Source organism: Micromonospora sp. NBC_00389, assembly GCF_036059255.1.
GTDB lineage: Bacteria > Actinomycetota > Actinomycetes > Mycobacteriales > Micromonosporaceae > Micromonospora.
In genome coordinates this window covers 7,555,240-7,578,424 of the sequence record NZ_CP107947.1, presented here as the reverse complement: position 1 = coordinate 7,578,424, position 23,185 = coordinate 7,555,240, and the positions used below count along the sequence as shown (strand labels likewise).

Annotated in this window: 22 protein-coding genes and 1 other RNA gene; 16 read left to right on the top strand and 7 right to left on the bottom strand. The window is 71.4% G+C overall.

The annotated features are described in order from the left end of the window. The first annotated feature begins 24 nt into the window (after positions 1 to 24). From OG470_RS37455 to mctP, 4 genes are all read left to right on the top strand, one after another. The gene (locus tag OG470_RS37455; RefSeq protein ID WP_386984225.1) at positions 25 to 153 is read left to right on the top strand and encodes a putative leader peptide; all 129 of its coding nucleotides are present in this window, start codon (positions 25 to 27) and stop codon (positions 151 to 153) included. 107 nt (positions 154 to 260) lie between these two features. Continuing rightward, a complete protein-coding gene (locus OG470_RS35710; RefSeq protein WP_328419035.1) occupies positions 261 to 2,717 on the top strand; it encodes a M14 family zinc carboxypeptidase in 2,457 nt (818 codons plus the stop codon). 241 nt (positions 2,718 to 2,958) lie between these two features. Next, complete coding sequence (locus tag OG470_RS35705) at positions 2,959 to 3,201, top strand: DUF3311 domain-containing protein (RefSeq protein ID WP_328419034.1); 243 nt, start codon at positions 2,959 to 2,961, stop codon at positions 3,199 to 3,201. After that, the gene (gene mctP, locus OG470_RS35700; RefSeq protein WP_328419033.1) at positions 3,201 to 4,850 is read left to right on the top strand and encodes a monocarboxylate uptake permease MctP; all 1,650 of its coding nucleotides are present in this window, start codon (positions 3,201 to 3,203) and stop codon (positions 4,848 to 4,850) included. Before OG470_RS35705 ends, mctP begins: the two co-directional genes overlap by 1 nt. A 118-nt stretch (positions 4,851 to 4,968) precedes the next feature. Here mctP and OG470_RS35695 read toward each other — a convergent pair whose 3' ends face one another. After that, positions 4,969 to 5,454 (bottom strand): MarR family winged helix-turn-helix transcriptional regulator, encoded by a 486-nt coding sequence (locus OG470_RS35695; RefSeq protein ID WP_328419032.1) that lies wholly within the window; start codon positions 5,452 to 5,454, stop codon positions 4,969 to 4,971. A gap of 54 nt (positions 5,455 to 5,508) precedes the next feature. Here OG470_RS35695 and OG470_RS35690 point away from each other — a divergent pair, with 54 nt between their 5' ends. After that, positions 5,509 to 6,741, top strand: coding sequence for an MFS transporter (locus tag OG470_RS35690; RefSeq protein ID WP_328419031.1), 1,233 nt, complete (start codon positions 5,509 to 5,511; stop codon positions 6,739 to 6,741). A 35-nt stretch (positions 6,742 to 6,776) separates the two neighbouring features. Here OG470_RS35690 and OG470_RS35685 read toward each other — a convergent pair whose 3' ends face one another. Further along, complete coding sequence (locus tag OG470_RS35685) at positions 6,777 to 7,538, bottom strand: sulfite exporter TauE/SafE family protein (protein WP_328419030.1); 762 nt, start codon at positions 7,536 to 7,538, stop codon at positions 6,777 to 6,779. Positions 7,539 to 7,690: 152 nt separating this feature from the next. Here OG470_RS35685 and rnpB point away from each other — a divergent pair. Beyond that, an RNA gene (gene rnpB, locus OG470_RS35680) (RNase P RNA component class A) lies at positions 7,691 to 8,106 on the top strand. A 65-nt stretch (positions 8,107 to 8,171) separates the two neighbouring features. On the opposite strand, the gene OG470_RS35675 is transcribed toward rnpB, so the two are convergent. After that, a complete protein-coding gene (locus OG470_RS35675) occupies positions 8,172 to 9,017 on the bottom strand; it encodes an MOSC domain-containing protein (protein ID WP_328419029.1) in 846 nt (281 codons plus the stop codon). A gap of 856 nt (positions 9,018 to 9,873) precedes the next feature. Between OG470_RS35675 and OG470_RS35670 the strand changes: the two genes are divergently transcribed. Together OG470_RS35670 and OG470_RS35665 are read left to right on the top strand one after the other, a co-directional pair. After that, positions 9,874 to 11,100, top strand: coding sequence for an epoxide hydrolase family protein (locus OG470_RS35670; protein ID WP_328419028.1), 1,227 nt, complete (start codon positions 9,874 to 9,876; stop codon positions 11,098 to 11,100). A 6-nt stretch (positions 11,101 to 11,106) separates the two neighbouring features. Then, on the top strand, positions 11,107 to 12,054 hold the full coding sequence (locus OG470_RS35665) for a redoxin family protein (RefSeq protein WP_442931022.1): 948 nt from the start codon (positions 11,107 to 11,109) through the stop codon (positions 12,052 to 12,054). Positions 12,055 to 12,060: 6 nt separating this feature from the next. Here the strand turns inward: OG470_RS35665 and OG470_RS35660 are convergent, their stop codons facing one another. Beyond that, on the bottom strand, positions 12,061 to 12,936 hold the full coding sequence (locus tag OG470_RS35660) for a transglutaminase domain-containing protein (RefSeq protein WP_328419026.1): 876 nt from the start codon (positions 12,934 to 12,936) through the stop codon (positions 12,061 to 12,063). 66 nt (positions 12,937 to 13,002) lie between these two features. Here OG470_RS35660 and OG470_RS35655 point away from each other — a divergent pair, with 66 nt between their 5' ends. The 4 genes from OG470_RS35655 (at position 13,003) to OG470_RS35640 (ending at position 15,875) form a co-directional block, all read left to right on the top strand. Continuing rightward, positions 13,003 to 13,575 carry a GNAT family N-acetyltransferase gene (locus OG470_RS35655; protein WP_328419025.1) on the top strand — a complete coding sequence of 191 codons (573 nt, stop codon included), beginning with the start codon at positions 13,003 to 13,005 and terminating at the stop codon, positions 13,573 to 13,575. A gap of 103 nt (positions 13,576 to 13,678) precedes the next feature. Next, positions 13,679 to 14,551 carry an AraC family transcriptional regulator gene (locus OG470_RS35650; protein ID WP_328419024.1) on the top strand — a complete coding sequence of 291 codons (873 nt, stop codon included), beginning with the start codon at positions 13,679 to 13,681 and terminating at the stop codon, positions 14,549 to 14,551. A gap of 20 nt (positions 14,552 to 14,571) precedes the next feature. Further along, positions 14,572 to 14,904 carry a PadR family transcriptional regulator gene (locus OG470_RS35645; protein ID WP_328419023.1) on the top strand — a complete coding sequence of 111 codons (333 nt, stop codon included), beginning with the start codon at positions 14,572 to 14,574 and terminating at the stop codon, positions 14,902 to 14,904. Beyond that, positions 14,898 to 15,875 (top strand): hypothetical protein, encoded by a 978-nt coding sequence (locus tag OG470_RS35640; protein WP_328419022.1) that lies wholly within the window; start codon positions 14,898 to 14,900, stop codon positions 15,873 to 15,875. The genes OG470_RS35645 and OG470_RS35640 overlap by 7 nt, the downstream gene beginning before the upstream one ends. A gap of 11 nt (positions 15,876 to 15,886) precedes the next feature. On the opposite strand, the gene OG470_RS35635 is transcribed toward OG470_RS35640, so the two are convergent. Together OG470_RS35635 and OG470_RS35630 are read right to left on the bottom strand one after the other, a co-directional pair. Then, positions 15,887 to 16,384, bottom strand: coding sequence for an NUDIX hydrolase (locus OG470_RS35635; protein ID WP_328419021.1), 498 nt, complete (start codon positions 16,382 to 16,384; stop codon positions 15,887 to 15,889). A 59-nt stretch (positions 16,385 to 16,443) separates the two neighbouring features. Next, complete coding sequence (locus tag OG470_RS35630; protein WP_328419020.1) at positions 16,444 to 17,718, bottom strand: M48 family metalloprotease; 1,275 nt, start codon at positions 17,716 to 17,718, stop codon at positions 16,444 to 16,446. Between the two features lie 198 nt (positions 17,719 to 17,916). Here OG470_RS35630 and OG470_RS35625 point away from each other — a divergent pair, with 198 nt between their 5' ends. The 4 genes from OG470_RS35625 (at position 17,917) to npdG (ending at position 21,650) form a co-directional block, all read left to right on the top strand. Beyond that, complete coding sequence (locus OG470_RS35625; protein ID WP_252417750.1) at positions 17,917 to 18,120, top strand: hypothetical protein; 204 nt, start codon at positions 17,917 to 17,919, stop codon at positions 18,118 to 18,120. A gap of 82 nt (positions 18,121 to 18,202) precedes the next feature. Beyond that, positions 18,203 to 19,069: a histone gene (locus OG470_RS35620; protein WP_328419019.1), complete on the top strand. Its 867-nt coding sequence runs from the start codon at positions 18,203 to 18,205 to the stop codon at positions 19,067 to 19,069. Between the two features lie 163 nt (positions 19,070 to 19,232). Then, positions 19,233 to 20,663: an RNB domain-containing ribonuclease gene (locus tag OG470_RS35615; RefSeq protein ID WP_328419018.1), complete on the top strand. Its 1,431-nt coding sequence runs from the start codon at positions 19,233 to 19,235 to the stop codon at positions 20,661 to 20,663. 288 nt (positions 20,664 to 20,951) lie between these two features. After that, positions 20,952 to 21,650 (top strand): NADPH-dependent F420 reductase, encoded by a 699-nt coding sequence (gene npdG, locus OG470_RS35610; RefSeq protein ID WP_328419017.1) that lies wholly within the window; start codon positions 20,952 to 20,954, stop codon positions 21,648 to 21,650. Between the two features lie 170 nt (positions 21,651 to 21,820). On the opposite strand, the gene OG470_RS35605 is transcribed toward npdG, so the two are convergent. Continuing rightward, complete coding sequence (locus OG470_RS35605) at positions 21,821 to 23,071, bottom strand: HNH endonuclease signature motif containing protein (RefSeq protein ID WP_328419016.1); 1,251 nt, start codon at positions 23,069 to 23,071, stop codon at positions 21,821 to 21,823. Positions 23,072 to 23,185 lie beyond the last annotated feature (114 nt).

The following is a 23,185-nucleotide window of genomic DNA, read 5'->3' as shown; positions in this document are numbered from 1 at the left end:
GTTTTAGCTCGGCGGCTCCAACCAGTGTGGAAACTGTTGACAGTGGATGCCGCCCGACTCAAGATCGGTTTCGTGCGAAGCGTTCATCTGACGAAGCGGGGTCACATCGACCTCCTGCGCGTCGCCAGCGCCGCCTGTCGACGCTCCATCTGACGCCGGGTTCCTCCCTTCCTCGCACGCTGCAGGCGTTTCCCTTCACCGCTGGTCTCCGGCCCCGCGGCGCGTCCGCCTGCGCGTACCTCCCGACAGGAGATCCGTCCATGTTGTCCACGAGACGTTTACCCCGGCTCGCCGCGACCGTGGTGAGCGCCGCGCTGCTCGCCACCGTGGCCCTGACCGGGCCGGCGTCCGCCACCGCGCTGCCCACCGTGCCGCCGCGCGCCGTCGACCTCTCCGACGTCCGGGGCTACCCCCGGCAGAGCACCCTCCCGCTCTGGCCGGACAACCCGGCCGACGCGTCCATCCCGATCGGCGTCCTCCCGTACGACGAGATCGCGCCGAAGTTGAACGCCCTTCAGCGGACCAGCGACCGGGTCTCCGCCCGGGTCGCCGGGAAGTCCGCCGGCGGCTACGACCTGTACGCGGTCACCGTGACCGCGCCGGAGAGCCGTACCGAGGCCCGGCAGCAGGAGACCTGGAAGCGGCTCATCGAGGACGAGCCGGCCCGGGCGCAGCGGGACCGGAAGCTGCTCGCCGGCTACAAGACCCCGCTCTTCGTCAACGCCAACATCCACGGCAACGAGTGGGAGGGCACCGACGCGGCGCTGCGGGTCATCGAGGACCTCGCCACCGACCGCAGCCCCGAGGTGGCCACGCTGCTGCGGCGCAACCGGCTGGTCTTCAACATCACCTCCAACCCGGACGGCCGGGTGGCCGGCACCCGGGCCAACGCGGCGGGCTACGACCTCAACCGCGACCTGACCATCGTCGCGCAGCCCGAGACCAACCTCATCCGCGACCTGATCATCGACACCAAGCCGATCATCACGCTGGACCTGCACGGGTACGTCAACCCGACCCTGCTGCACCCCAGCACCCCGCCGCACAACGTCAACAACGAGTACGACCTGTACATCAAGCACGGCCTGCCGAACGCCCTGGCGATCGAGCAGGGCCTGCGCGGTCTGGGTTACGCCGAGACCCAGCGGGCCCGGATCCCGTTCCGCGACGACGAGCCGGGCGTGTGGGACGACTTCCCGCCGATCTACGTGCCGTCGTTCGCCATGCTGCAGAGCAGCATCCCGTACACCATCGAGGCGCCGCTGAACCCGCGCGGCAGCACGCTCACCCCCGCCGAGCGGGTCCGTCGGTCCGGCATCAACACCGACGTGCACGAGGTGGCGATCCGCACCTCGCTGCGCTACATCCAGGACCACCGGGCCGAGGTGCTGCACGACCAGGCCGAGGTCTACCGCCGTGGCCTGGCCGGTGAGCCGCTGCGCGACATCCCCGACGGCTACGTGCCGGGCTGGGGCCCGGAGGACAACTACAACACCACCTTCCCCCGCTCGTACGTGATCCCGACCGGCACCGGGCAGCGCTCCGAGCCGGCCGCGGCCCGTCTGGTCGACCTACTGATCGGCAGCGGTGGCCGGGTGTGGCGGGCGAAGAAGGCGTTCACCGCCGGCGGCAAGAGCTACCAAGCCGGCTCGTACGTCGTCGACATGCACCAGCCCAAGCGCGGCCTGGTCAATTCGCTGCTCGAACCGGGCGCGGACATCACCGACCGGGTGGACGACCTCTACGCCGGCCCGGCCGCCTGGAGCCAGGGGCTGACCTGGGGCGCCACCGTGGACGTCCTGTGGAACACCCTGCCCGGGGTACGCCTGGAGCGGACCTACGACGGGCGGGCCGAGGGCACGCTGCCCGCCGGCCGGTCCGACCTGCGCCTGGACCTGCGGGACGCCGCCGACCTGCTCGCCGTGAACTCGCTGCTGGCCAAGGGCGTCGCGGTGCACCGGCTCGCGGACGGGTCGGTGGTCGTCCCCGGCACCCCGGCCAACCGCAAGCTGGCCCGCGCCGAGGTGCAGGCCCGCGCCGTCAGCTTCGAACCGGCGCCCAGGGGTTGGCGGGGCACCCCGCTGGACCGGGTCGTGGTCGGCTACCTCGGCTCGGTCGAGGAGCGGGACACCCTCGCCGACCTGGGATTCGAGGCGCGTGCGGTGACCGCCGCGACGCTGGCCGGCACGCTGACCGAGGACGTCGACGTGCTGCTGGTCGCCGACAACGTCAACCTGGCGAACCTGACCGCCGAGAACCGGGCCGCCCTGGACGGCTTCCTCGCCCGGGGCGGCGGAGTGGTCGGCCTGGGCACCGCCGGGGCGTCCTTCGGTAACGCCGCCGCGCTGCTGACCGTGACCGCCACCGCGGCGCCGAGCCTGGCCAGCGGGGTGGCCAACATCGTGAACAACGGGGGACCGGTCACCACCTCGGCCATCCCGCACGCGTTCATCAGCCAGCCCGTCTGGTTCACCAACCTCGGCGCCAACTTCGAGGTCGAGCAGTCGTACGCCGCTGACCCGCTGCTGTCCGGCTGGTGGGCCACCGACGGCGCCAACGGGCAGGCTGCGGCCGCCAACCAGGCCAGCATCGTGCGGGGCGTCTCCGCCGCCGGAAACGGCGTGGTGCTGTTCGGCACCGACCCGACGTTCCGCCTGCACCCCAAGGGCCTTCAGGCGCAACTCGGCCGGGCCCTGCTCTGGGCGGCCCGGCGGTGACCCCGACCGGGTGAGCTGACGACCGGCCGATGTGGGGCCCGAGTGCCGACTGCACCCGGGCCCCACGCCGTCGCCGGGCCCGCCAGTTCGGTCCGTCACCGGGTACTCCGGTTGATGCCGCTCGGCGCACTACGGACGCCGTTCGGCGCAGCGCTTTCCGCGCACCGATCGTGACAGCGGTCACAGGGTCGTAGCCTCCGGCCGTTACATCGCTTGTTACGACTTCCCGGAGGTGTGTCAGATGGCTGCACCCGAACCGGAGGCGACCACCACGGCGCCAACCAGGGCGAAGGACCACAGCCCCTGGAACTGGTTGCTCTTCATCCCGATCGTGGTGCCGCTGATCCCGGTCTTCTTCAATGGCGACTCACCCCGGATCTTCGGGTTCCCGCGTTTCTACTGGCTGCAGTTGGCCTGGATCCTGCTCGGCGTTTCCACCACGACGCTGGTCTACCAGTTGACAAAGAAGCGGGGTGAGCGGTGATGTGGCGTGATCATCTCACCGAGATCATCGTCTTTTCCCTGTTGTTCCTGCTGGTCAGCGCGATGGGCTTCGTGGCCGCCCGCTGGCGGGCGCCGAAGGACATGGCGCACCTCGACGAGTGGGGGCTGGGCGGGCGGAGCTTCGGTGGCTGGATCACCTGGTTCCTGGTCGGCGGTGACCTCTACACGGCGTACACCTTCGTGGCGGTCCCCGCGCTGATGTTCGGGGCCGGTGCGGCCGGGTTCTTCGCCGTGCCGTACACGATCGTCGTCTACCCGCTGGTCTTCCTGGTGCTGGTCCGGCTCTGGTCGGTCTCGCACCGGCACGGCTTCGTCACCCCGGCCGACTTCGTCCGCAAGCGCTTCGACTCCCCGGTGTTGGCGCTGCTGATCGCGATCACCGGCATCGTGGCCACGATGCCCTACATCGCGCTGCAACTGGTCGGCATCGAGGCGGTCCTCAAGACCATGGGCGTGACCGGGGAGAGCACCCTGGCCCGACACCTGCCGATCATCATCGCGTTCGCCATCCTGGCCGCGTACACCTACCAGTCGGGGCTGCGCGCGCCGGCGCTGATCGCGTTCGTCAAGGACAGCCTGATCTACATCGTGATCCTGGTGGCGGTCATCTACCTGCCCTACAAGCTCGGCGGTTGGGGAGACATCTTCGACGCGGCCGACGCGAAGTTCCAGGCGTCACCGAACCCGAACGACGGCGTCCTGCTCAACGCCAACAACCAGCTCCAGTACGTCACGCTGGCGTTCGGTTCGGCGTTGGCGCTGTTCCTGTACCCGCACAGCATCACCGGTGTGCTGGCCAGCCGGAACCGGAACGTGATCAAGCGGAACATGTCGGCGTTGCCGGCGTACAGCCTGCTGCTCGGGCTGATCGCGCTGCTCGGCTACATGGCCATCGCGGCCGGGGTGAAGCCGCTGCCGGGAGCGTCGGACGGCAGTGTGGACAACAACACCATCGTGCCGCTGCTCTTCGACCAGCAGTTCCCGGACTGGTTCGCCGGAGTCGCCTACGCGGCGATCGGCATCGGCGCGCTGGTGCCGGCGGCGATCATGTCGATCGCGGCGGCGAACCTCTTCACTCGCAACATCTACAAGGAGTACCTGAAGCGGGACGCCAGCCCGGCGCAGGAGGCGAACGTCTCGAAGATCACCTCGCTGGTGGTCAAGGTCGGCGCGGTGGCCTGCATCGTCTTCCTGGACCCGCAGTTCTCCATCGACCTCCAGCTCATCGGCGGCGTGATCATCCTCCAGACGCTGCCGGCGGTGGCGCTGGGCCTCTACACGCGCTGGTTCCACCGGACCGCGCTGATCGCCGGCTGGGCCGCCGGGATGGGGCTCGGCATGTGGATGCTCTACCAGGTGGCCAGCCCGACCCGGAAGCACTTCGGCGGCTCGGCGTTCCCGCTGGAGAAGTTCGGCTTCGACACCCCCAAGACGATCTACGTCGGCATCGTGGCGGTGTTGGTCAACCTGGCGGTCGCGGCGTTGCTGACGCTGGTCCTGCGGGCGGCCAAGGCGAACGAGGGAGTCGACGGGACCACTCCGGACGACTACTCCGCGGACGAGGGTGACCCCCGGGTCACCCCGGGTACCGAGCGCGGCGCCGACTCGGCCCGCGAACCGGTCGCCTAGCGCCCCTCGCGAAAGGACGGGCCCCTCATCGACGCCAGGCGTTGATGAGGGGCCCGTCCTTTCTTGTTGGCCTGGTGCGTCCTGGGCCCAGCGCGTCTTGGCCTGGCTTGCGGCGGGCTCAGCGGGGGCGGTTGCGGGATTCCAGAGCCTCGTTGAGGCGGCGCAGCATCAGCGCCAGGGATTCCCGGTCCTCGGTGGGCCAGTCGGCGAGCATGTCGCCGTAGAGCCGGGTCCGTGCGGCCCGCACTGCCGTCATCCGGTGCAGGCCTGTGGCGGTGGGGGAGATGACCGTGCCCCGGCCGTCGGACGGGTCCGGGCTGCGGGTGATCAGACCGTCCCGCTGTAGCGCGGACACCTGCCGGGTCACGGTCGAGCCGTCCAGGTTGAGCCGGGCGGCGAGCGCGGAGACGTTCTGCGGACCGGCGGCGTCCAGATGGCGCAGGATCACGTACGCAGCCCGGTCGAGGACCCGGTGCTCGGCGGTGCCGGTGGCCCGCCGGGTCGCCTCGCCGAGGCGCAGCAGCAGGGCCACCTCGGTCTCGATCTGGCCGAGGGTGACCTCGTCGGCGTCGGCATCGCTGGCCCGGTAGGGGTCATCGCTCATAGCTGTATGATACAAGATAAGTACCTGTACCATACAGCTAATTGAGGAGTCGGAGTGGATCGGCGTTCCGAACCGAACCGCAGTGCCATCTACGCCACCACACTGGTGGCCTTCCTCGCCATCGCCGGCATCGCCGTCGTCGACCCGATCCTGCCGGTCATCGGCGACGCGATCGGGGTCACCGCCTGGCAGGTCGAGCTGCTGTTCACCGCGTACATCGCGGTGATGGCCGTCGGCATGATCCCGGCGACGCTGGCCAGCGGCCGGTTTGGTTTCAAGCCGGTGCTGATCACCGGCGTCTCCGTGGTCGGCGTGGCCGCGATCCTCGCCTCGCTCAGCAACAACATCGTGCAGCTGTCCGTGCTGCGCGGCGTCTGGGGGCTGGGCAACGCGATGTTCTTCGCCACCGCCATGGTGGTGCTGGTCAACCTGGCCGTCGACCGGGAATGGGTGGTCGGCCTCTTCGAAACCGCCCTCGGTCTCGGCTTCGCCGTCGGCCCGCTGATCGGCGGCCTGCTCGGCGAGGTCAGCTGGCGGCTGCCGTTCTTCGTCTGCGGCGTGTTCATGGTCCTCGCCCTCGGTGTGGCCGCCCGCAAGCTGCGCGAGCCGACCAACCGGCAGCCCCCGGTACGCGTCGGCCAGATCTTCTCCACCTACCGCCAGCCGGCGTTCATCGCGCTCTGCGTGGTGACCGCCGCGTACAACTTCGTCTTCTTCGTGGTGCTCGGCTACACGCCGCTCTTCCTGGGCCTGGACGTCATCCCGCTGGGGCTGGCGTTCACCGGCTGGGGCCTCGGCCTGGCCGCCGGCATCCTGGTGGTCGGCCACCGCCTGGCCCACCGGATCGGCGCGGTGCAGACCGTCGGCATCGCCATCGCCGGCCTGCTGGTCTGCATGGTCCTCTTCGCCACCTCGACCAGCACCGCCGAGGCGCTGGTGGTGCTGGTGCTCTCCGGGCTCTGCATGGGGCTGGCCAACGCCAACCTCACCGACCTGGCCCTCGGCCTCGGCTCCAGCGACCGCCGGGTGGCCACCGGCGCGTTCAACCTGATCCGCTGGGGTGCCGCCGCGCCAGCGCCGATCATCTCCGGCAAGCTCGCCGAGCACTCGCTGTCACTGCCGTACTGGGTCGGCTTCGGGGTGCTCACCGTCGGCGTGCTGGTCTACCTCGCCTTCGCGCACCTGATGGCCGCCGGCTACGGCGAACGGGTGCTCTGGTCCCGCTGGAACCGGGCCGCCGCCGACACCGAGCACGCCCCGGAAGAGCCGGTCGGTGAGGCGTACTGATCGCCGGCCGGGGTCAGGCTGATCGTCGGCCGGGGTCAGGTCAGCGCGCGCCAGAGCAGGTAGAGCCCGATCACCGTCCCGAACACCACGATCAGCGTCTTGAGCAGCGCCGGCGGCAGCCGGCGGACCACCCGGGCGCCGGCGTACCCGCCGACCAGCGTGGCCGGGGCGACCACCGCGACGGCGGCCCAGTTCACCGGCCCGAAGAGGGCGAACACCACCAGCGTGGTGCACCCCACCACCGCCGAGAGCAGATTCTTGATCGCGCTGACCCGGGCCAGCGTCGCGTCCAGCACCAGGGCCAGCCCGGCGACCAGCATCACCCCGAGCGCCGCGCCGAAGTACCCGCCGTACACCGCGCCCAGCGCGACCATCGTCTGCACCGAGACCGTCCGCTGGCGCGGCGACAGGTCCCGGGGGTGGCCGACCAGCCGGCGCAGTGGGTCCTGGAAGGCGAGCACCGCGGTCGCGCCGAGCACCAGAAACGGTACGGCCAGCTCGAACGCGCGGGCCGGGGTGGCCAGCAGCAGCAACGCCCCGAGGATCGTGCCGACGACCGTGGTGGGCACCAGTGTGGCCAGGGCCCGACCACGCGGCAGATCCGCCCGGCTGCCCGCCACGCTGGCCAGGTATCCGGGGAATACGGCGACGGAGTTGCTGACGTTCGCCGGCACCGGAGGCAGCCCGACCGCGATCATCGCCGGAAAGGTGATCAGCGAACCGCCACCGGCCACCGCGTTGACCGTGCCAGCGGCGAGACCGGCGGCGAGCAGCAGCGCGGCGTGGGAGAGATCCATAGCCCCACGAGGCTAGCCCCCGCCTGGTCGGGCGGGCACGCCGGACTCCCCGGCCCGGCGACCTCCCCAACCGCCCCTGACCTGCGCGATCTTGCCCAGGCGGGGCGGCAATACCGGCGGACCGTTCGTCGTTAGGATGAGAGCGCGACGGACGAGTCGACCGGGCGGCCGCGTCGGCGGGCTTCGGCCCGCCGCCGAGGAACGTCCGGACTCCACAGGGCAGGGTGGTTGTTAACGGCAACCCGGGGTGACCCGCGGGATAGTGCCACAGAAAACAGACCGCCGACCCCATCGGGGACGGTAAGGGTGAAACGGTGGGGTAAGAGCCCACCAGCACCCCGGGTGACCGGGGTGGCTAGGTAAACCCCACCCGGAGCAAGGCCAAGTAAGGGCCGTCACCGCAAGATGACGACCCCGCGCAGACGCTTGAGGGCTGCCCGCCCGATGTCTGCGGGTAGGCCGCTGGAGCCTGCCGGCAACGGCAGGCCGAGATGGATGGCCGCCGCCGGCGCAAACCCTTCGGGGTACGCGCCGCGCACAGAATCCGGCGTACAGGTCGACTCGTCCGTCGCCCACCAGCTCAGAGCCGCACCACCTGCAGCAGCGCAACAACGTCCGAGCGGACCGTCCCGGTCAGTCCAGCACCTCCACGGTGTCACCGACGCTGACCGTGCGACCTTCGCGGGACGGTCCGCCCGGTTCGGCCCGCACCGTCATCTGGAGACCGAAGAGGAGCTTCTGGCCGATGTTCCGTCGTGCGGCGAGCATCCATAGCGGCTCCCGCCCCCGCTCCCCGGTCTCCTGGTCGATCGTCGCGACCAGACAGCGGCCACACTCGTTGGCGCCGTGGAACACGGCCCCGCCGATCCTGATCCGCCGGCCGACCCACTCGCACTCGGCCCACGGTGCGGCACCGCTGACCACCACGTTGGGGCGGAACTGAATCATCGGCAGCGGCCCCTCGGTGCTGCCCGACTCCAGCAGCCAGTCGTTGAACGCGTCCAGCGACGCGGTGTTGGCCAGCAGCAGCGGGGTGCCGTCGGCGAAGCTCACCTCGGCACCGGAGCCGGCCGGAACCGGCCAGGGAACGAGGTTGCCGGTGGGGTCACCGAGCCAGACCAGCCGGGCGGTGCGCCCCAACAGCCGGTTGAGCCAATCGTCCGCCTCGGGGCCGGCGGCGCGTACCGGTGAGGGCGGCCGCCCCCGGAACACCCGGACCTGGATCGCCTCGCCGCCGGTCGGTTCGGCCAGATCGAGTGGGGCCAGGCCCGGCGCGTCCAGGGTCAGCCCGCCCGGCCGGGATACCGCCCGCACCGTCACCAGTTCCCGGTGCTGGCGCTGGGTCAGGCCGACGCCGTTGTTGTCCACGATCAGCCAGCGCCGGTCGCCGTCCAGGCCCCACGGCTCGACCCGCACCCTGTCGCGGTCCATCCGGCGGCACCCCTTCACCGGGTACGTGTGAATCGAGGCGACTCGCATTCGGTCAGGATGACACGACGCGGCGTGACGCCGGTGCCCCGCTCCGGCGGCCGCCCGTTACCAGGCGACCCCGGTTGTCGTCAGGTTCCACCCCTGGTCCCGGCTCAATCCGACGTCCAAGTTGACTCATCCGTCGCACCCAGCCCAGAACCAACCGACTGTCAGGCCGGCCCGGTCACCGCAGGTGTGCGCGCTCGTCGACGACCCGCCGGGGTTCGGTGAGGAAGATGCCGACGGGGACCGGGCCGTGCGCGATGTTCAACGTGTCCAGCCGGTAGTGCCAGTTACCGCTGCGATGGCCGGTGAAGCGGTAGTTGATGTGCCAGCGCGTCCACTCGCCGGGGCGAGTCGTACGGCGGGTGGACGGCGATGGCGGCGGGGCATACCCCAGGAGGACGGGACTAGGTCGACGCGGAGCATTCCGTCGGCCAGGTCGAGGCGGACCACGTCGCGGGACGGTGGCCCGGCGCGCAGGTCGGCCTGTGGCTGGAACCCGTCCGCCTCATGCATCGTGACCTCGTGAGTGCAGGGTGCGCCGCTCTCCGGTAGGGCGAACGCGACCGGCAGACGGTTGCGGCGGACGGCCTGTTGGCCTCCGCGGGACTGCTTGGTCCACGAGGCGCGGACCCACTGGGCGACGACGTACACGGCTTGGATGTTTCAGGCTTTCCGGGCTCCTGGCAATCCGGTTACGGGCGGGGGACTGCTCGTATGGCCACGAGGCCGGGGTGCGGCGTTCTAGGCTCCGAGATATGGCGGCGGCGTGCCCATCTTGAGCTGGCACATAAGTCCGGGCAGTGCCTTCACCTCATGATTCGCCTCGCGAGGCGCGAACTCAGACAGAGAGGAAGCACGCATGGCTGTCAAAACCAAGACGCGTCCAGGCACCACGGAGATTCGGCCGTTCACGGTGGAAATCCCCGAGGCGGACCTTGATGACCTGCGTAGGCGCATCGCAGCCACGCGCTGGCCGGAAAAGGAAACTGTTGACGACCAGTCGCAGGGCGTGCCGCTAGCGACGATTCAGGCCGTCGCGCGCTATTGGGAGAAGGAGTACGACTGGCGCAAGATCGAGACGAGGCTGAACGCCCTACCGCAGTTCATGACCAATATCGACGGGCTGGACATTCACTTCATCCACGTCCGCTCGAAGCACGAGGATGCGCTGCCGCTCATCGTCACGCACGGGTGGCCCGGGTCGGTGATCGAGCAAATGAAGATCATCGAGCCGCTCACCGACCCCACGGCGCACGGCGGGAGCGCGTCGGACGCCTTCCACCTGGTGATCCCATCGCTGCCCGGCCACGGCTTCTCGGGCAAGCCGACCTCGCCGGGCTGGGGTCCGGAGAAGACTGCGGCTGCCTGGATCGAACTGATGAAGCGTCTCGACTACACGCGATTCGTCGCGCAGGGTGGCGACTGGGGTGCGGTCGTGGTGGATCTGATGGGGCTGCAGGCGCCACCGGAACTGCTCGGCATTCACACCAACATGGCTGGCGCGGTGCCGCCCGAGATCGACAGTCTGTTCCAGGGTGACACCACCGGAGCGAACAACGCCATGGGTTCGCTGCCGTCCAATCTGTCCGCCGACGAGATGCGTGCGGCCGAGGAGTTGGACTACGTCTGGAAGCACGTCGCCTATGCCCTCATGATGGCGACGCGCCCGCAGACGCTGACCGGCTTGGCGGATTCCCCTGTCGGCCTGGCGTCCTTCCTGCTCGACCACGATGCGGCCAGTATGGCGCTGATCGCGCGGGTCTTCGAAGGAGGCACCGAGGGCCTCACCCGCGATGACGTCCTGGACAACATCTCGCTCTACTGGCTGACGAACACGGCGATTTCCGCGTCTCGTCTCTATGCGGAGAACAAGCTGTCCTTCTTCGCCGCCAAGGGCGTCTCCATCCCGGTCGCCGTGAGCGTCTTTCCCGATGAGCTCTATGAGGCTCCGCAGAGTTGGGCCGAGCAGGCGTATCCCAACCTCATCTACTACAACAAGCTCGACAAGGGCGGGCACTTCGCGGCCTGGGAACAGCCAAAGATCTTCTCCGAAGAGCTTCGCACCGCTTTCCGGTCGCTTCGCTAGATGGCGGTGTCCGACCGTCCGCACATGCCGTCGCTCGGCGGGGCGACCGGGTGGCTCAACTCCGAGCCACTCGGCCCCGCCGAGCTGGGTGGCCGCGTCGTCCTCGTGAACTTCTGGACCCTGACGTGCATCAACTGGCTGCGCCAGGAGCCGTACGTCCGCGCCTGGTCGCAGGCGTACGGAGGCGACGGTCTGGTCGTCATCGGAGTCCATACGCCGGAGTTCTCGTTTGAGCACGACGTCGACTGGGTCCGCCGGGCGGTCGCGGCGCGATCAATCGACTACCCGGTCGCGGTCGACAACGACTACGCGATCTGGAGCGCCTTCGACAACCACTACTGGCCGGCGCTCTACTTCGTCGACGCGGACGGTGTCATCCGCGACGACCACTTCGGCGAGGGGCGCTACGAGCAGTCCGAGCGCGTTCTCCAGCAGCTGCTCGGCATCGAGCGCGAGCCCGTTCCCGTCGAAGGCCTCGGCCCGGAGGCAGCGGCCGACTGGGACAACCTGCGTACGCCCGAGACGTACCTCGGTTTCAGTCGCGGCGAGCACTTCGCGTCGACGAACGCCGCCGCGCTCGACGAACGCCGCGTCTACGAGCTGCCGGAGAGCCTGGTCCTCAACCAGTGGGCCTTGGCGGGCGAGTGGACGATCGGGCCGGAGAACGTCGTGCTCGACCGGCCCGGCGGCAGCATCGCCTTCCGGTTCCACGCACGCGACGCGCATCTCGTGCTGTCTCCCGGGGCGCGACAGCCGATCCCGTTCCGGGTGCTTCTCGACGGCGAAGCACCGGGCGCGTCACACGGCGTCGACGTCGACGAAGACGGCAACGGCGTACTCCAGGACGGCCGCCTCTACCAGCTCGTACGCCAGCACGACGCGGTCCGCGAACGGAGCCTGCAGATCTCGTTCGGCGAGCCCGGCGCCGAGGCGTACGCCTTCACGTTCGGGTAGGCCCGATCAGCGACGCAGGTCGACCGTGCTGACGGTGCCTGAGAACGGTGAGATGGTACGGATCTGAGAGCCGGGGCGCAGGCGGGTGTCGGTTGCGTACCGGTCGGCGAGCGCCTTCTCCGCGGCCTCGTCGCCGTCGTCGGCGGCGAGCAGCAACGCGGCGATCTCGTCGACGAGCGTGAGGTCGGCATCGGCGAAGTCGTCGGTCATCGCGTCGAACCCGTCCCAGAGCAGCAGCTCGTCCTTCTGCCGATGGGCGAGCTCGTGCAGGACGTAGTCGTAGATGAACCACGCACCGCGGATCGGCGATTCCGGGGCCACGCCGTAGACGTCGGGGTCGATCGCCCCGGCCCGGTACGCCGACCACACCCGCGCTGCCGAGTCGAAGAGCCCTGCCGCCGGGTCGATGTCGTAGCCGTCGAACCGCCAGTCGCCGGCCGGATCGATTTCCGGGTCGGCCCAGACCCAACGTTCGCCGTTCCAGTACTCCGCCAGCACGTGATCGTGGTGCCAGCCGGGCGTGAAGTAGGAGGCGAAGCCGACCCGGCTGCGGCTGGGGATGCCGTGCTGACGGAGCACCGCGACCGAGAGCAGCGCGTGGTCCCGGCAGCAGCCGGCTACCCGGTCGGCGGTCGGACGCTCGGCGCTCAGTGGCAGGGAAAATCGGGACTGGTCGGTGTCTAGGATGCGGTCCACCCAGCGGCAGTTCACCTCGTCGAGCCGCTCGGTGGGCAGCTCGACGCCACCGGCCCGGTAGTGAACGATCACGTTGCGGGCGGTCGCCGCCACGGTGGCGATGGCGGGGGGCACGGCGTCGAGCAGTGCGGCGTGCCGACCGGGGTCGCTGTACGGGGAGTGTCTCCGGTAGTCGTCGATGTCCATGAGACGAGTCTTCGTCCTGCCACCGTGTCAGGGTCAAGGTGCCGGGCCGGGATAGGGTCGACTGCTGTGACAGCGCCCGAGATCACCATCGCCACCCCTGCGGACCATGACACGGTGATCGGCTCACTGGTCGCCGCGTTCATCAAGGATCCCGTCCTGCGGCACCTGTTCCCGGACGAGGAAACCTATCCGCGGTACGCCGCCGCCTTCTTCGGGCACCTCTTCGACAAGCGGGTGCACAAGGCGACGATCTGGACGATCGGTGGCGGTGCCTCGGTCGCCATCTGGGAGCCACCGGCAGCCGGCCACGAATCGCCGGAAGGGGATCTCGCCGCTCACTACCCCGCCGAGGTGCTAGCTCGCGTTCAGGCCTACGACGAGGCCGTGCACGCCGCACTGCCGGCGTTCCCGTTCTGGTATCTCGGCGTCCTGGGCACCCACCCCGACAGCGCCGGACGTGGTTGGGGCCGTCTCGTCATGAGGGCGGGGCTGGATCGCGCCTCCGCGGACGGCCTGCCGGCGATCCTGGAGACCAGCAACCCGGCCAACGTCGAGCTGTACCGCCGCGCCGGCTGGGAGGTGGTGCGTTCCGTGTCAGACCCGCTGCCCACCTGGATCATGCAGCAGCCGACCCGCTGACACCGGCGACTCCGCGCGCACCCGACCGTTGTGGGCACCGGATGTCGGGTGGGCGGCCCGCCCCGCCGCCTAGCGTCGGTGCTCGAAAGGGAAGGAGACCCGGGTGCTGGAGCGGCTCAACGAGGCCATGGCGTACATCGAGCGGCACCTCGACCAACGAATCGAGGTGGCCGACCTGGCGCGGATCGCGCTGACGTCGGAGTACCACTTCCGACGGCTGTTCTCCGCGCTGGCCGGCATCCCGCTGTCGGAGTACATCCGTCGGCGTCGGCTCACCGTCGCCGGGGCGGACGTGCTGGCGGGGGAGCGGACGCTGCTCGACATCGCGGTGCACTACGGCTACGGCTCGGCAGAGGCGTTCGCCCGGGCGTTCCACGCCGTGCACGGCGTGACACCCGGCGAGGCCCGGCGTACGGGGGCCGCGCTGCGCGCCCAGCCCCGGATGTCCTTCCGACTCACCGTTGAAGGGAGCGGCAGCATGGAATATCGAATCGTCAGCAAGGACGCGTTCGCCCTGGTGGGGCGCAAGGCCCGGGTTCCGCTGGTGCACGAGGGGATGAACCCGGCGATCGTCGCGTTCATCCGGAGCATCGACCGGGAGACGGCAGAGCGGATCGAGGCGCTCTCGGATCAGGAGCCGGCCGGGATCGTCAACGTCAGCGACAACCTCGCCGACAGCCGCGCGGAGGGCACCGAGTTGGACTACTGGCACGGGGTCGTCACCGCCGCCGCGCCGCCGGAGGACCTGGACGCACTGCCCGTGCAGGCCGGGACGTGGGCGGTCTTCACCACCTCCGGTGCGTTCCCGCAGGCGGTGCAGTACCTGTGGCGGGACGTGTTCACCCAGTGGTTCCCGTCCAACCCGTACCGCAGCCGGCCCGGCCCGGAGATCTCGCGGGTACGGGTGTCCGCGGACGGCGGCCAGGCGGACGCGGAGCTGTGGATTCCCGTCGAACGGGTACCCACCCCTATGTAGAGTTCCGATACAGTGTTGGGATGCGGATCACCATTCCGGTCGCCAAGGTGCTGGCGGCGTTGCTCGCCGAGCCTGAGGCGGAGCGGTACGGGCTGGACCTGATGCGGTTGACCGGCCTGGCCAGCGGCACCCTCTATCCCGTGCTGCACCGGTTGCGGGCGGCCGGCTGGCTGGCCGCCGACTGGGAGGCGATCGACCCGGTAGCGGCGGGCCGGCCGGCCCGCCGCTACTACCGGCTCACCGCCGAAGGGGTGGCCGAAGCCCGCCGGGCGATTGCCGACCTGCGGGCCGCCATCCCCGACGTTCGTCCATCGTGGGGCGGCGCCGGGCCCACCGAGGCACCGGCATGGTGACCCGCCGCGCCGCCGAGGTGTTGCTGGCGATCGCCGCGCGACGCTGGCCGGCCGACCTGCGCGACGACCTGCGCCGCGAGTGGGACGCCGAGTTGCACGTGCTCGCCGCGAGCGGTCACCGGACGAGGATGGTGGGCTTCGCCGTGAGTCTCGCCGTCAGCCGGGCCGGCGCCCCGCTCGTCGACCGCGCCATGATGCACCGGCGGGCCCGCCGTACCGCAGCCGCGTTGCTCCTGGCCCCACTCGCCTGCATCGGGATCGTGGTGGCCAGCGCGCTGGCGATGAACCCGGTCGAGACCTGGCTGGTGACGATGGGAGTGAGCTGGTCGACGCGGGCGCAGAGGCCGCTCTGGGCCTCGCTCACCGTCGGGTTGGCGGTGCTGCTGGCGGTGTTCGCCGCGCGCTGGGCCCGACACACCGCGCTCGACGGCTCGCTGCGTATCGCGCTCGGCGTGGTGCTCCCCGTCGGTGCGGCCGCGGTCCTGCTCCTGTACGCCACCAACGCCGACAGCCTCGCCCTGTCCGTACCCGGTCTGCTGTTCTGGCTGGCTGGACTGACGCTGGTCCTCTGGGCCGCGGCGGGTCTCGCCGCGCGGGACCGGGTCCGGGCCGCCTGGTGGCTCGGGGTCCTCGGCGCGCTCGTCGCCGCCGACCTCGCGGTCATCCTCGCCGTGGTCGACAGCATCCCGGGCGGCACCGGCGCCGGCCCGGGGATCGGTGAGATGCCACCCGGCACCGTCGACCGGATCTCCGCGCCGCTGTGGCTCTTCGCCTGCTGGACCGACTGGAACTTCGGCCTGCCCCGGCCCATCCCGTGGGAGATCTTCCTGATCACCAACGAGGTGCTGGTGGAGCCCATGATCTACCTGGCGTGCACGCCCTACGCGCTCGCGTACACCATCCGGGCGGCCCGGTCGGCGCCCACTGCGCCGGTCGCCCTCGCGCCGGCCCCGACCTCGTCGCCGGCCTGACCCACGCAGGCTCAGCTGGGCACGTCGTCCCACGTGGTGCCCAGCGGCAGGAAACCGGCCGACTGGTTGTCGCGCAACGCGTAGGCGATGACCAGCAGGGCGTGCGCGTCCAGCTCGGGCAGCCGGCCCATCGGGAACCACCGCACGGCCAGCGACTCGTCGTCATTGACCCGGGCCGTGCCAGCGACGACCCGGCAGACGAAGCCGAGGTTGAGGTACTCGCAGCGGTCCCCGTTGGGGTAGGTGTGCGGGTGCGAGACGGCGCTGGACAGCCGCACCGGCACCACGTCCAGACCCGTCTCCTCCCGCACCTCGCGGACCAGCGCGGTGGCCGGCTGCTCGCCCGGCTCGACGAACCCGCTGATCACCGACCAACGCCCGTCGTCGGCGCGCTGACCGAGCAGCAGCTCACCGGCGTCGTTGCGGACCACCGCGCTGACGCTGGGCAGCCAGAGCAGGTCGTGACCGACGTGCTTGCGCATCCGCAGGATGTAGTCCGGTACCGCCATCCGGCGATCATAGGCCGCGACTCCGCGACCATCGCCGTCCCGCGACCCCGCGTCGAGTGTCAGGCCGACCAGCTGACGGTACGGCGGAAGCGCTCGTACTCCCTGGCGAGTTCGGCGTCGATCCGCTCCATTCGGGCCTCGGTGAGCACCACCGCCGGGTCCTGCCACGGTCGGCCGGTGAGCATCCGGCGGCGCAGTCCGGTCGGCGGGTGGGCGGCGAACAGCGACGCCTCGTCACGGACCGACAGTTGGCGCAGCAGCGGCAGCCGATCGGCGCTCGCGGCGCGGGCCTGGGCCAACGCCGAACGCCACCGGTCCGGGCCGTGTCCCGCCCGGGTCTCCCGGCGCACCGCCAGCGCCATCGACTCGGCGGCGAGCAGGGCGTCGAGCAGATCGGTCGCGGCGGTCGAGCCGGCCACCCGCGCGGCCAGTTCGTCGGCGAGGTACTCGGCGCGCTGGCTGTCCCGCAGCGCCACGCTCACCAGCAGCAGGTAGGCGACGAACAGAACCCGGGACACCACCCACTGGAACGCCCGGCCCAGCGCGTCGCCCACCATCTCCACCAGCCCAGCGCCGACACTGGTTCGCACCGGCCGGAACAGGTCCGCGGCCGAGCCGAGCATGGTGAACGCGGGCTGGGTGAGCAGGCCCCGGCGTGGGTCACCGTTGACGAAGTGACCGAGCTCGTGGCCGAGCAACGCCACCCGCTCGCCGGCGGTGAGTGAGCCCCACAACGGCAGCCCGAGGCAGAGCACCTTCCGGCGGCGCAACCCGACCGCACCCGCGTACGCGTTGATGTCGCCGTCGACGCCGACCACGTCCGGCATCGGTGCCCCGATCGCCGTGGCCACCTCGCCGATCAGCGCGAACAGCTCCGGCGCCCGGTCCAGGGAGAGCACCTCCAACTCCGGGTCGAGCCGGCCGAACCGGGGCCGCAGCGCGACCGCCAGGCCGACCATCGCGACCCCCGGCAGGATCGCCAGGTTGGGAAACGGGAACGCCACGATCAGCCATACGCCGGTGACCGCGAGCGCGAGTACCACCGCGACCAGCACCAGCGACGCCACCGCGGTCACCGTCCGGGCGCCACCGGACCCGCTGGCGCCCAGCGGTCGCCCGACCAGCCGGGTGAACTGCCGACCGGTCGCCCGGAACGCCATCCGGTAGGTCCACCGGTCGACCCAGGTCCAGCCGAACTCGCGTTCGCGCCGCATCGGGTCGTACGTGTCCAGATTCCACTCGCAGTTGGGGCACCAGGGCAGCGCGTCGCGTACGGACGCCGTCGTGGCCCCACACCCCGGGCACGCCCCCGTGCCGGTCACCGTGTTGATCACGGGGACCGATCCTGCCCCGCGTCGCCGTACGCGGGAACTGGCCGTTCAGCCGACGGCCGGTGGCGGGCGAAGTGTCCCGGCCTGGGCTTTCTTTCGGTGTTCCGGCCCGGGGCGCCGTAACCGGCTCTACTGTGGAGAAGGTCGGTGACTTGCGTGATCCGGTGGCGGCCGGTCGGTTCGCGGTGCACAGTGATTCCCATGAGCGACAGCGGACGTGGTGGGCAGTTCTACTGGTGCACCCGGCACCACCGGGTTGAGACGGACGCCGACGTGTGCCCGGCGAAGCACGTCCTCGGCCCGTACGACTCGGCGGCCGACGCGGAGAACGCCCTGCAACGAGTGCAGGAGCGTAACGAGGCGTGGGAGGCCGAGGACGCTCGTTGGGCCGGGGAGGACAGGTAGACGGCGCGGGACGGCCCGCGCCGAGGTACTCAGTGCTCCGCGAGGAGACACGCGAGAGCACGTCCCCAAGGAGGGAACCGAGATGGCCGAAGCACAGCAGGCCACCACCCGCCCGGCCGCCCGGCGTACCACCGCGAAGAAGACCGCCGCGGCGGAGCGGAACACGGGAGCGAGCCGGACCACCCCCGTGCGCAAGTCCACCGCGGGTGCGGCGGCGGCGAAGGCGCCGGCCCGGAAGGCCGCCGGCGGGGCGGGGCGTGCCCCGGCCAAGAAGACCACCACGGCCGCCAAGGCTCCCGCGAAGAAGGCCACCACCAAGGCCTCCACCGCTGCCAAGAAGGCGCCAGCGAAGACCTCGACCGCCACCCGCAAGACGACCGCCACCGCGAAGCGGACCCCGGCATCCGCTGCGAAGAAGACCACCGCCGCTGCGAAGAAGACCACGGGTACGGCGAAGAAGACCACCAGCGCGGCCAAGAAGACCACCAGCGCGGCCAAGAAGACCACCAGCGCCGCGAAGAGGACCACCGCCTCGGCGGTGAAGAAGGCCACCACCGCGGCGAAGGCACCGGCGCGCAAGACCGCGACCAAGGCGTCCACCGCGAAGAAGACGGCCGCCAAGAAGGCTCCGGCGAAGAAGACGACCGCTGCGGCGAAGAAGACCACGGGTACGGCGAAGAAGACGACAGCGAAGAAGACCGCGGCCACCCGCCCTGGCGGCGGCGCACGCAAGGCCGCGGCAAAGAAGGCCCCGGCCGCGAAGTCGACCGGCACGTCGTCGACCGCCGCCCGCAAGGCGGTGGCGAAGAAGGCCCCGGCGAAGAAGACCGTCGCGGCCAAGGCGCCGGCGCGCAAGGTGACCGCCCGCAAGTCGCCGGCCCGTCCGACCGCCGCCCGGGCCACCGCCCCCCGCGGTACGCGGACCACCGCGCGGAAGGCGACCGGCTGACCGCAGGCCGTCCGGCACAGGATCGCCCGGCAGGGCCGACGCGGTTCACCGGCAGGCCCGACGCGGCACTCCGGCGGGTCTGCCGCGGTTCGCCCGGTGCGTCGGCGGATATCTCGGCCGGTCACCGGAAGCGGATCACCGGCGGCACTGTCAGGATTGACCCGTGGTCATCCGACGCGTACTCGCGCCCCGCATCGACTTCGGCACGCTGCGCCGCGAGCTCGGCCTGCCCGAGGGTTTCCCGGCCGCCGCGCAACACGAGGCTGACGAGGCGGCCGCCGCGCCGCCGCGACCGCCCGTCGACCGTACCGACGTACCGTTCGTCACGGTCGACCCGGCCACGTCCCGGGACCTGGACCAGGCGATGCACCTCGCCCGACGGCCAGGTGGCGGCTATCGGGTGCGGTATGCGATCGCGGACGTCGCCGCGCACGTCGGCCCCGGCGGCGCGCTGGAGGCGGAGACCTGGCGGCGAGGGCAGACCATCTACCTGCCCGACGGCCACGTGCCGCTGCACCCGCTGACGCTCAGCGAGGGCGCGGCCAGTCTGCTGCCCGACGACGACCGGGCCGCGGTGGTCTGGACCATCGACCTGGACGCCGACGGCGGCACGGTGGCCGTCGAGCTGGAACGCGCCCTGGTCCGCAGCCGGGCCAAACTCGACTACTCCGGGGTGCAGGCGGCGGCGGACGGCGGGCGGCTGCCCGACCCGATCGCGCTGCTGCCCGAGATCGGTGACCGGCTGACCGCTCGGGGACTGCGTCGTGGCGCGATCAACCTGCCCCTGCCCGAGCAGGACGTGGAACCCGACGGCGAGGGCTGGCGGCTGGTGTTGCGCGGGCCGGTGCCCATGGAGGAGCACAACGCGCAGATCTCCCTGCTGACGGGGATGGCCGCCGCCGACATCATGCTGGCCGGCCGGGTCGGCCTGCTGCGCACCATGCCGGCTCCGAAGCCGGAGGCCGTGCAGCGGCTGCGGGCCGCCGCCGCGCCGCTGGGCGTGCACTGGCCGGACGGCGTTGGCCCGGGCGAGGTGATCGTCGGGCTGGACCCCGCCCAGCCGCGCGCCGCCGCGTTCATCGACCAGGCAGCCGAGCTGATGCGCGGCGCGGCCTACACCGCGTTCGACGGGACGCCGCCGGAGCAGCCGGAGCACGGCGGGGTGGCCGCCGCGTACGCCCACGTCACGGCGCCGCTGCGGCGCCTCGCCGACCGGTACGCCACCGAGGTCTGCCTGGCCCTGCACGCGGGCCGGCCGGTGCCCGACTGGGCGCGCGCCGCGCTGCCTCGGCTGCCCGAGGTTATGGCCACGACCGACCGGACCGCCTCGGCGGCCAGCCGGGGTGCGGTCGAGTTGGCCGAAGCGGTGCTGCTGGCGGACCGGGTGGGGGAGACCTTCGACGCGGCGGTACTGGACGTGGACGCCCCGCCCAACGGCCGCTCCCGCCCCCGCCCGCCCGGCGGCACGGTCGCCCTGGACGCCCCGCCGGTACGCGGCCGCTGCCTCGGCCAACTGCCGCTCGGTGAACGAGTCCGGGTCCGGCTGGTAACCGCCGACCCGGCTACCCGCACGATCCTGTTCGAGCTGGCCTGAAGGGGTTGCCGGCGGCCCTTTTCGCGTTGGCGTGGACCGAACCGGCTACCCGCACGATCCTGTTCGAGCTGGTCTGGACGGGTTGCCGGCGGGTCCTGTTCGAGTTGGCCTGGAGCGGCAGTTCGCTCCTGGCGTGGGTCGTCGTCGGGGCGCGTGGGCGGGGTCGGCCGGTGGTGGCGTCCGGGTCGGATCCCGAGCCGACGAGTTGGCAGCGCGGCGGGCGGGCAGCGGGAATTGTCACAGCGGCTGACGCTGCTGCCGGACCGGGCGGTTTGCGAGGATGAGCCCATGGCATACGACGCGAGCACGCTGCCCGACGTGTCCGGGCTGACGGTCGGCATCATCGGTGGCACCGGCGATCAGGGGCGGGGTCTCGCCTACCGCCTCGCCCGGGCCGGGCAGACGGTGCTGATCGGCTCCCGCTCCGCGGAGCGGGCCGCCGAGTCCGCCGCCGAGATCGCCGCGCTGCCCCGGATGCCGGCCGATGTCAGTATCACCGGTGCGGCCAACGACGAGGTGGCCCGGCGCAGCGACGTCGTGATCATCGCGGTGCCGTGGGACGGGCACGCCGCTACCGTCGCCTCTCTCGCCGAGCCGCTCGCCGCCACGATCGTCATCGACTGCGTCAACCCGCTCGGCTTTGACAAGCAGGGCCCCTACGCGCTGACCGTCGCCGAGGGCAGCGCCGTGCAGCAGGCCGCCGCGCTGCTGCCCGACTCCCGGGTCTGCGCGGCGTTCAACCACGTCAGCGCCCCGCTGCTGGCCGACCCCGAGGTCGACCGGATCGACCTGGACGTGCTGATCTGCACCGAGGACCGCGAGCTGGTCGACGTGGTCGGCGCGCTCGCCGCCCGGATCCCCGGGATGCGCGGCATCTACGCTGGCCGCCTGCGCAACGCCCACCAGATCGAGGCGTTCACCGCCAACCTGATCGCCATCAACAAGCGCTACAAGGCCCACGCCGGCATCCGCGTCACCGACCTCTGAGCCTGTCTGCCGGCGTGCCTGCGCACGGGTGAGCCCGCGAGCTCTGGGCGCGGTTGTCGGTGCGCCCGCTGCTGGACCGCTGAGTCGGTCCGATCGCGCGGGCTGGTCTTCGACGGGCGGTGTCCGGAGCGTTGGCCTGCGAAGGTGTGAGCGTTGCTGAACGGTCGTGCTCACGTCCGCCGGTGGTACTGGTTGCGGCGGGGGAGTCGGTCGGGATCGAGCCAGGCTGGCGGGACGAACTCCGGGTGACCGTCGCCGCCCAGAAGGACGGTCCAGTCGCCGCGATGGATGTGCCGGTGGTGGTGTGCACAGAGCAATACCGCGTTCTGCAGGCTCGTCTCGCCGCCGTTCGCCCAGTGCCGGATGTGGTGGGCGTCGCACCAGCGGGGCGGGCGGTCGCAGCCCGGGAAGGCGCAGCCGCGGTCCCGTAGGACCAGCGCGCGCCGGAGAGGCCCGGTGACGAGCCGGCGTTGCCGGCCCACGTCGAGCACCTGGCCGGCGCTGCCAAGGACGGCGGGCAGGATGGCCGCGTCGCAGGCGAGCCGGCGGACCGCCTCCGGGGTGAGCTGGAGGCCGGTGTCCAGGGCTCCGGCGTCGAGCTGCCGGAGCAGGCTGTCGAGACTGGTGGTGACGACGATCTGGGCGGGCTCGCCGCCATGCTCGGGTAGCTCCCCGGTGCGCAGGGTGAGCCGACAGAGGTCGGCGAGCGCGTCGTGTCGGCGTTGCCCGGGGGTGCGCGGGTCGTCCGGGCCCGACGGTGCGGTCAACGGCTCGATCGCGGCGCGCAGCAGGCCGGCCGCCTCGGCGTCCAGGCTGCCGGTCAGCCGGAGGCGGCCATCGTGCAGCTCGGACAGTGTGACGTGACGGTCTCGGGCCGACCGGTGGGCCTCGGCCTCCAACGCGGCTTGGGCGGCAGCCTCGGCGACCTCCGGAGCGACGTGGTCGAGAATCCGCGTGCGTAGCCTGCGGAGCAGTGCCGGATCGAACTGTCCCGCCCACTCGACCAGCACGCCGACGGCCTTGTCGGCAGCCTCGGCGCCGGCGGCGGCGTGCACCGTGCTGACGGTGTCGCCGATGACCCGGGCCTGCTCGAGGCTGATGTCCCCGTCGGCCAACGCGCGACGTATCCCGGGGGCGGCGGCGTCCAGCGTGCCGGCGAGGTCGACCAGCCGACGGGCGGCGGGGACGGTGAGCCGCAGTCGGTCGCGCAGCCAGACCGCCGTCGAGGACGCGCCCTGTGCGACGGCTGTGCCCCGACCGTCCAGCTCGCGCACCAGGGCCAGCTGCACCGCCGCCAGGCGCTGCTCGAGCCGGTGCGCGGCGTCGAGCGCCGCGACCAGCTCATGCTCCGCGACGGCCCAGGTGGCCACATCGAGGCACGCCGCCACCGCGCCCTCCGCCTGCGCCAACTCCTCGACCACGACCAAAGACTGGAACAGGTGTACGACAGTTTCAGCGGTGGTGATCGATTGGCGGCCAGCGGCTTCCGCCCGTTGCCGGTGCCCGTTAGCGGTGCGGCGGCGGGGCCGGCCGGC

Excerpts from the sequence above, each read along its gene's own strand:
- OG470_RS35645 (WP_328419023.1), top strand. The coding sequence starts at position 14,572 with ATGCGGATCACCATTCCGGTCGCCAAGGTGCTGGCGGCGTTGCTCGCC.
- OG470_RS35620 (WP_328419019.1), top strand. The coding sequence starts at position 18,203 with ATGGCCGAAGCACAGCAGGCCACCACCCGCCCGGCCGCCCGGCGTACC.
- npdG (WP_328419017.1), top strand. The coding sequence starts at position 20,952 with ATGGCATACGACGCGAGCACGCTGCCCGACGTGTCCGGGCTGACGGTC.
- OG470_RS35685 (WP_328419030.1), bottom strand. The coding sequence starts at position 7,538 with ATGGATCTCTCCCACGCCGCGCTGCTGCTCGCCGCCGGTCTCGCCGCT.
- OG470_RS35625 (WP_252417750.1), top strand. The coding sequence starts at position 17,917 with ATGAGCGACAGCGGACGTGGTGGGCAGTTCTACTGGTGCACCCGGCAC.
- OG470_RS35670 (WP_328419028.1), top strand. The coding sequence starts at position 9,874 with ATGGCTGTCAAAACCAAGACGCGTCCAGGCACCACGGAGATTCGGCCG.
- OG470_RS35675 (WP_328419029.1), bottom strand. The coding sequence starts at position 9,017 with ATGCGAGTCGCCTCGATTCACACGTACCCGGTGAAGGGGTGCCGCCGG.
- mctP (WP_328419033.1), top strand. The coding sequence starts at position 3,201 with ATGTGGCGTGATCATCTCACCGAGATCATCGTCTTTTCCCTGTTGTTC.
- OG470_RS35640 (WP_328419022.1), top strand. The coding sequence starts at position 14,898 with ATGGTGACCCGCCGCGCCGCCGAGGTGTTGCTGGCGATCGCCGCGCGA.
- OG470_RS35660 (WP_328419026.1), bottom strand. The coding sequence starts at position 12,936 with ATGGACATCGACGACTACCGGAGACACTCCCCGTACAGCGACCCCGGT.
- OG470_RS35635 (WP_328419021.1), bottom strand. The coding sequence starts at position 16,384 with ATGGCGGTACCGGACTACATCCTGCGGATGCGCAAGCACGTCGGTCAC.
- OG470_RS35705 (WP_328419034.1), top strand. The coding sequence starts at position 2,959 with ATGGCTGCACCCGAACCGGAGGCGACCACCACGGCGCCAACCAGGGCG.
- OG470_RS35710 (WP_328419035.1), top strand. The coding sequence starts at position 261 with ATGTTGTCCACGAGACGTTTACCCCGGCTCGCCGCGACCGTGGTGAGC.
- OG470_RS35695 (WP_328419032.1), bottom strand. The coding sequence starts at position 5,454 with ATGAGCGATGACCCCTACCGGGCCAGCGATGCCGACGCCGACGAGGTC.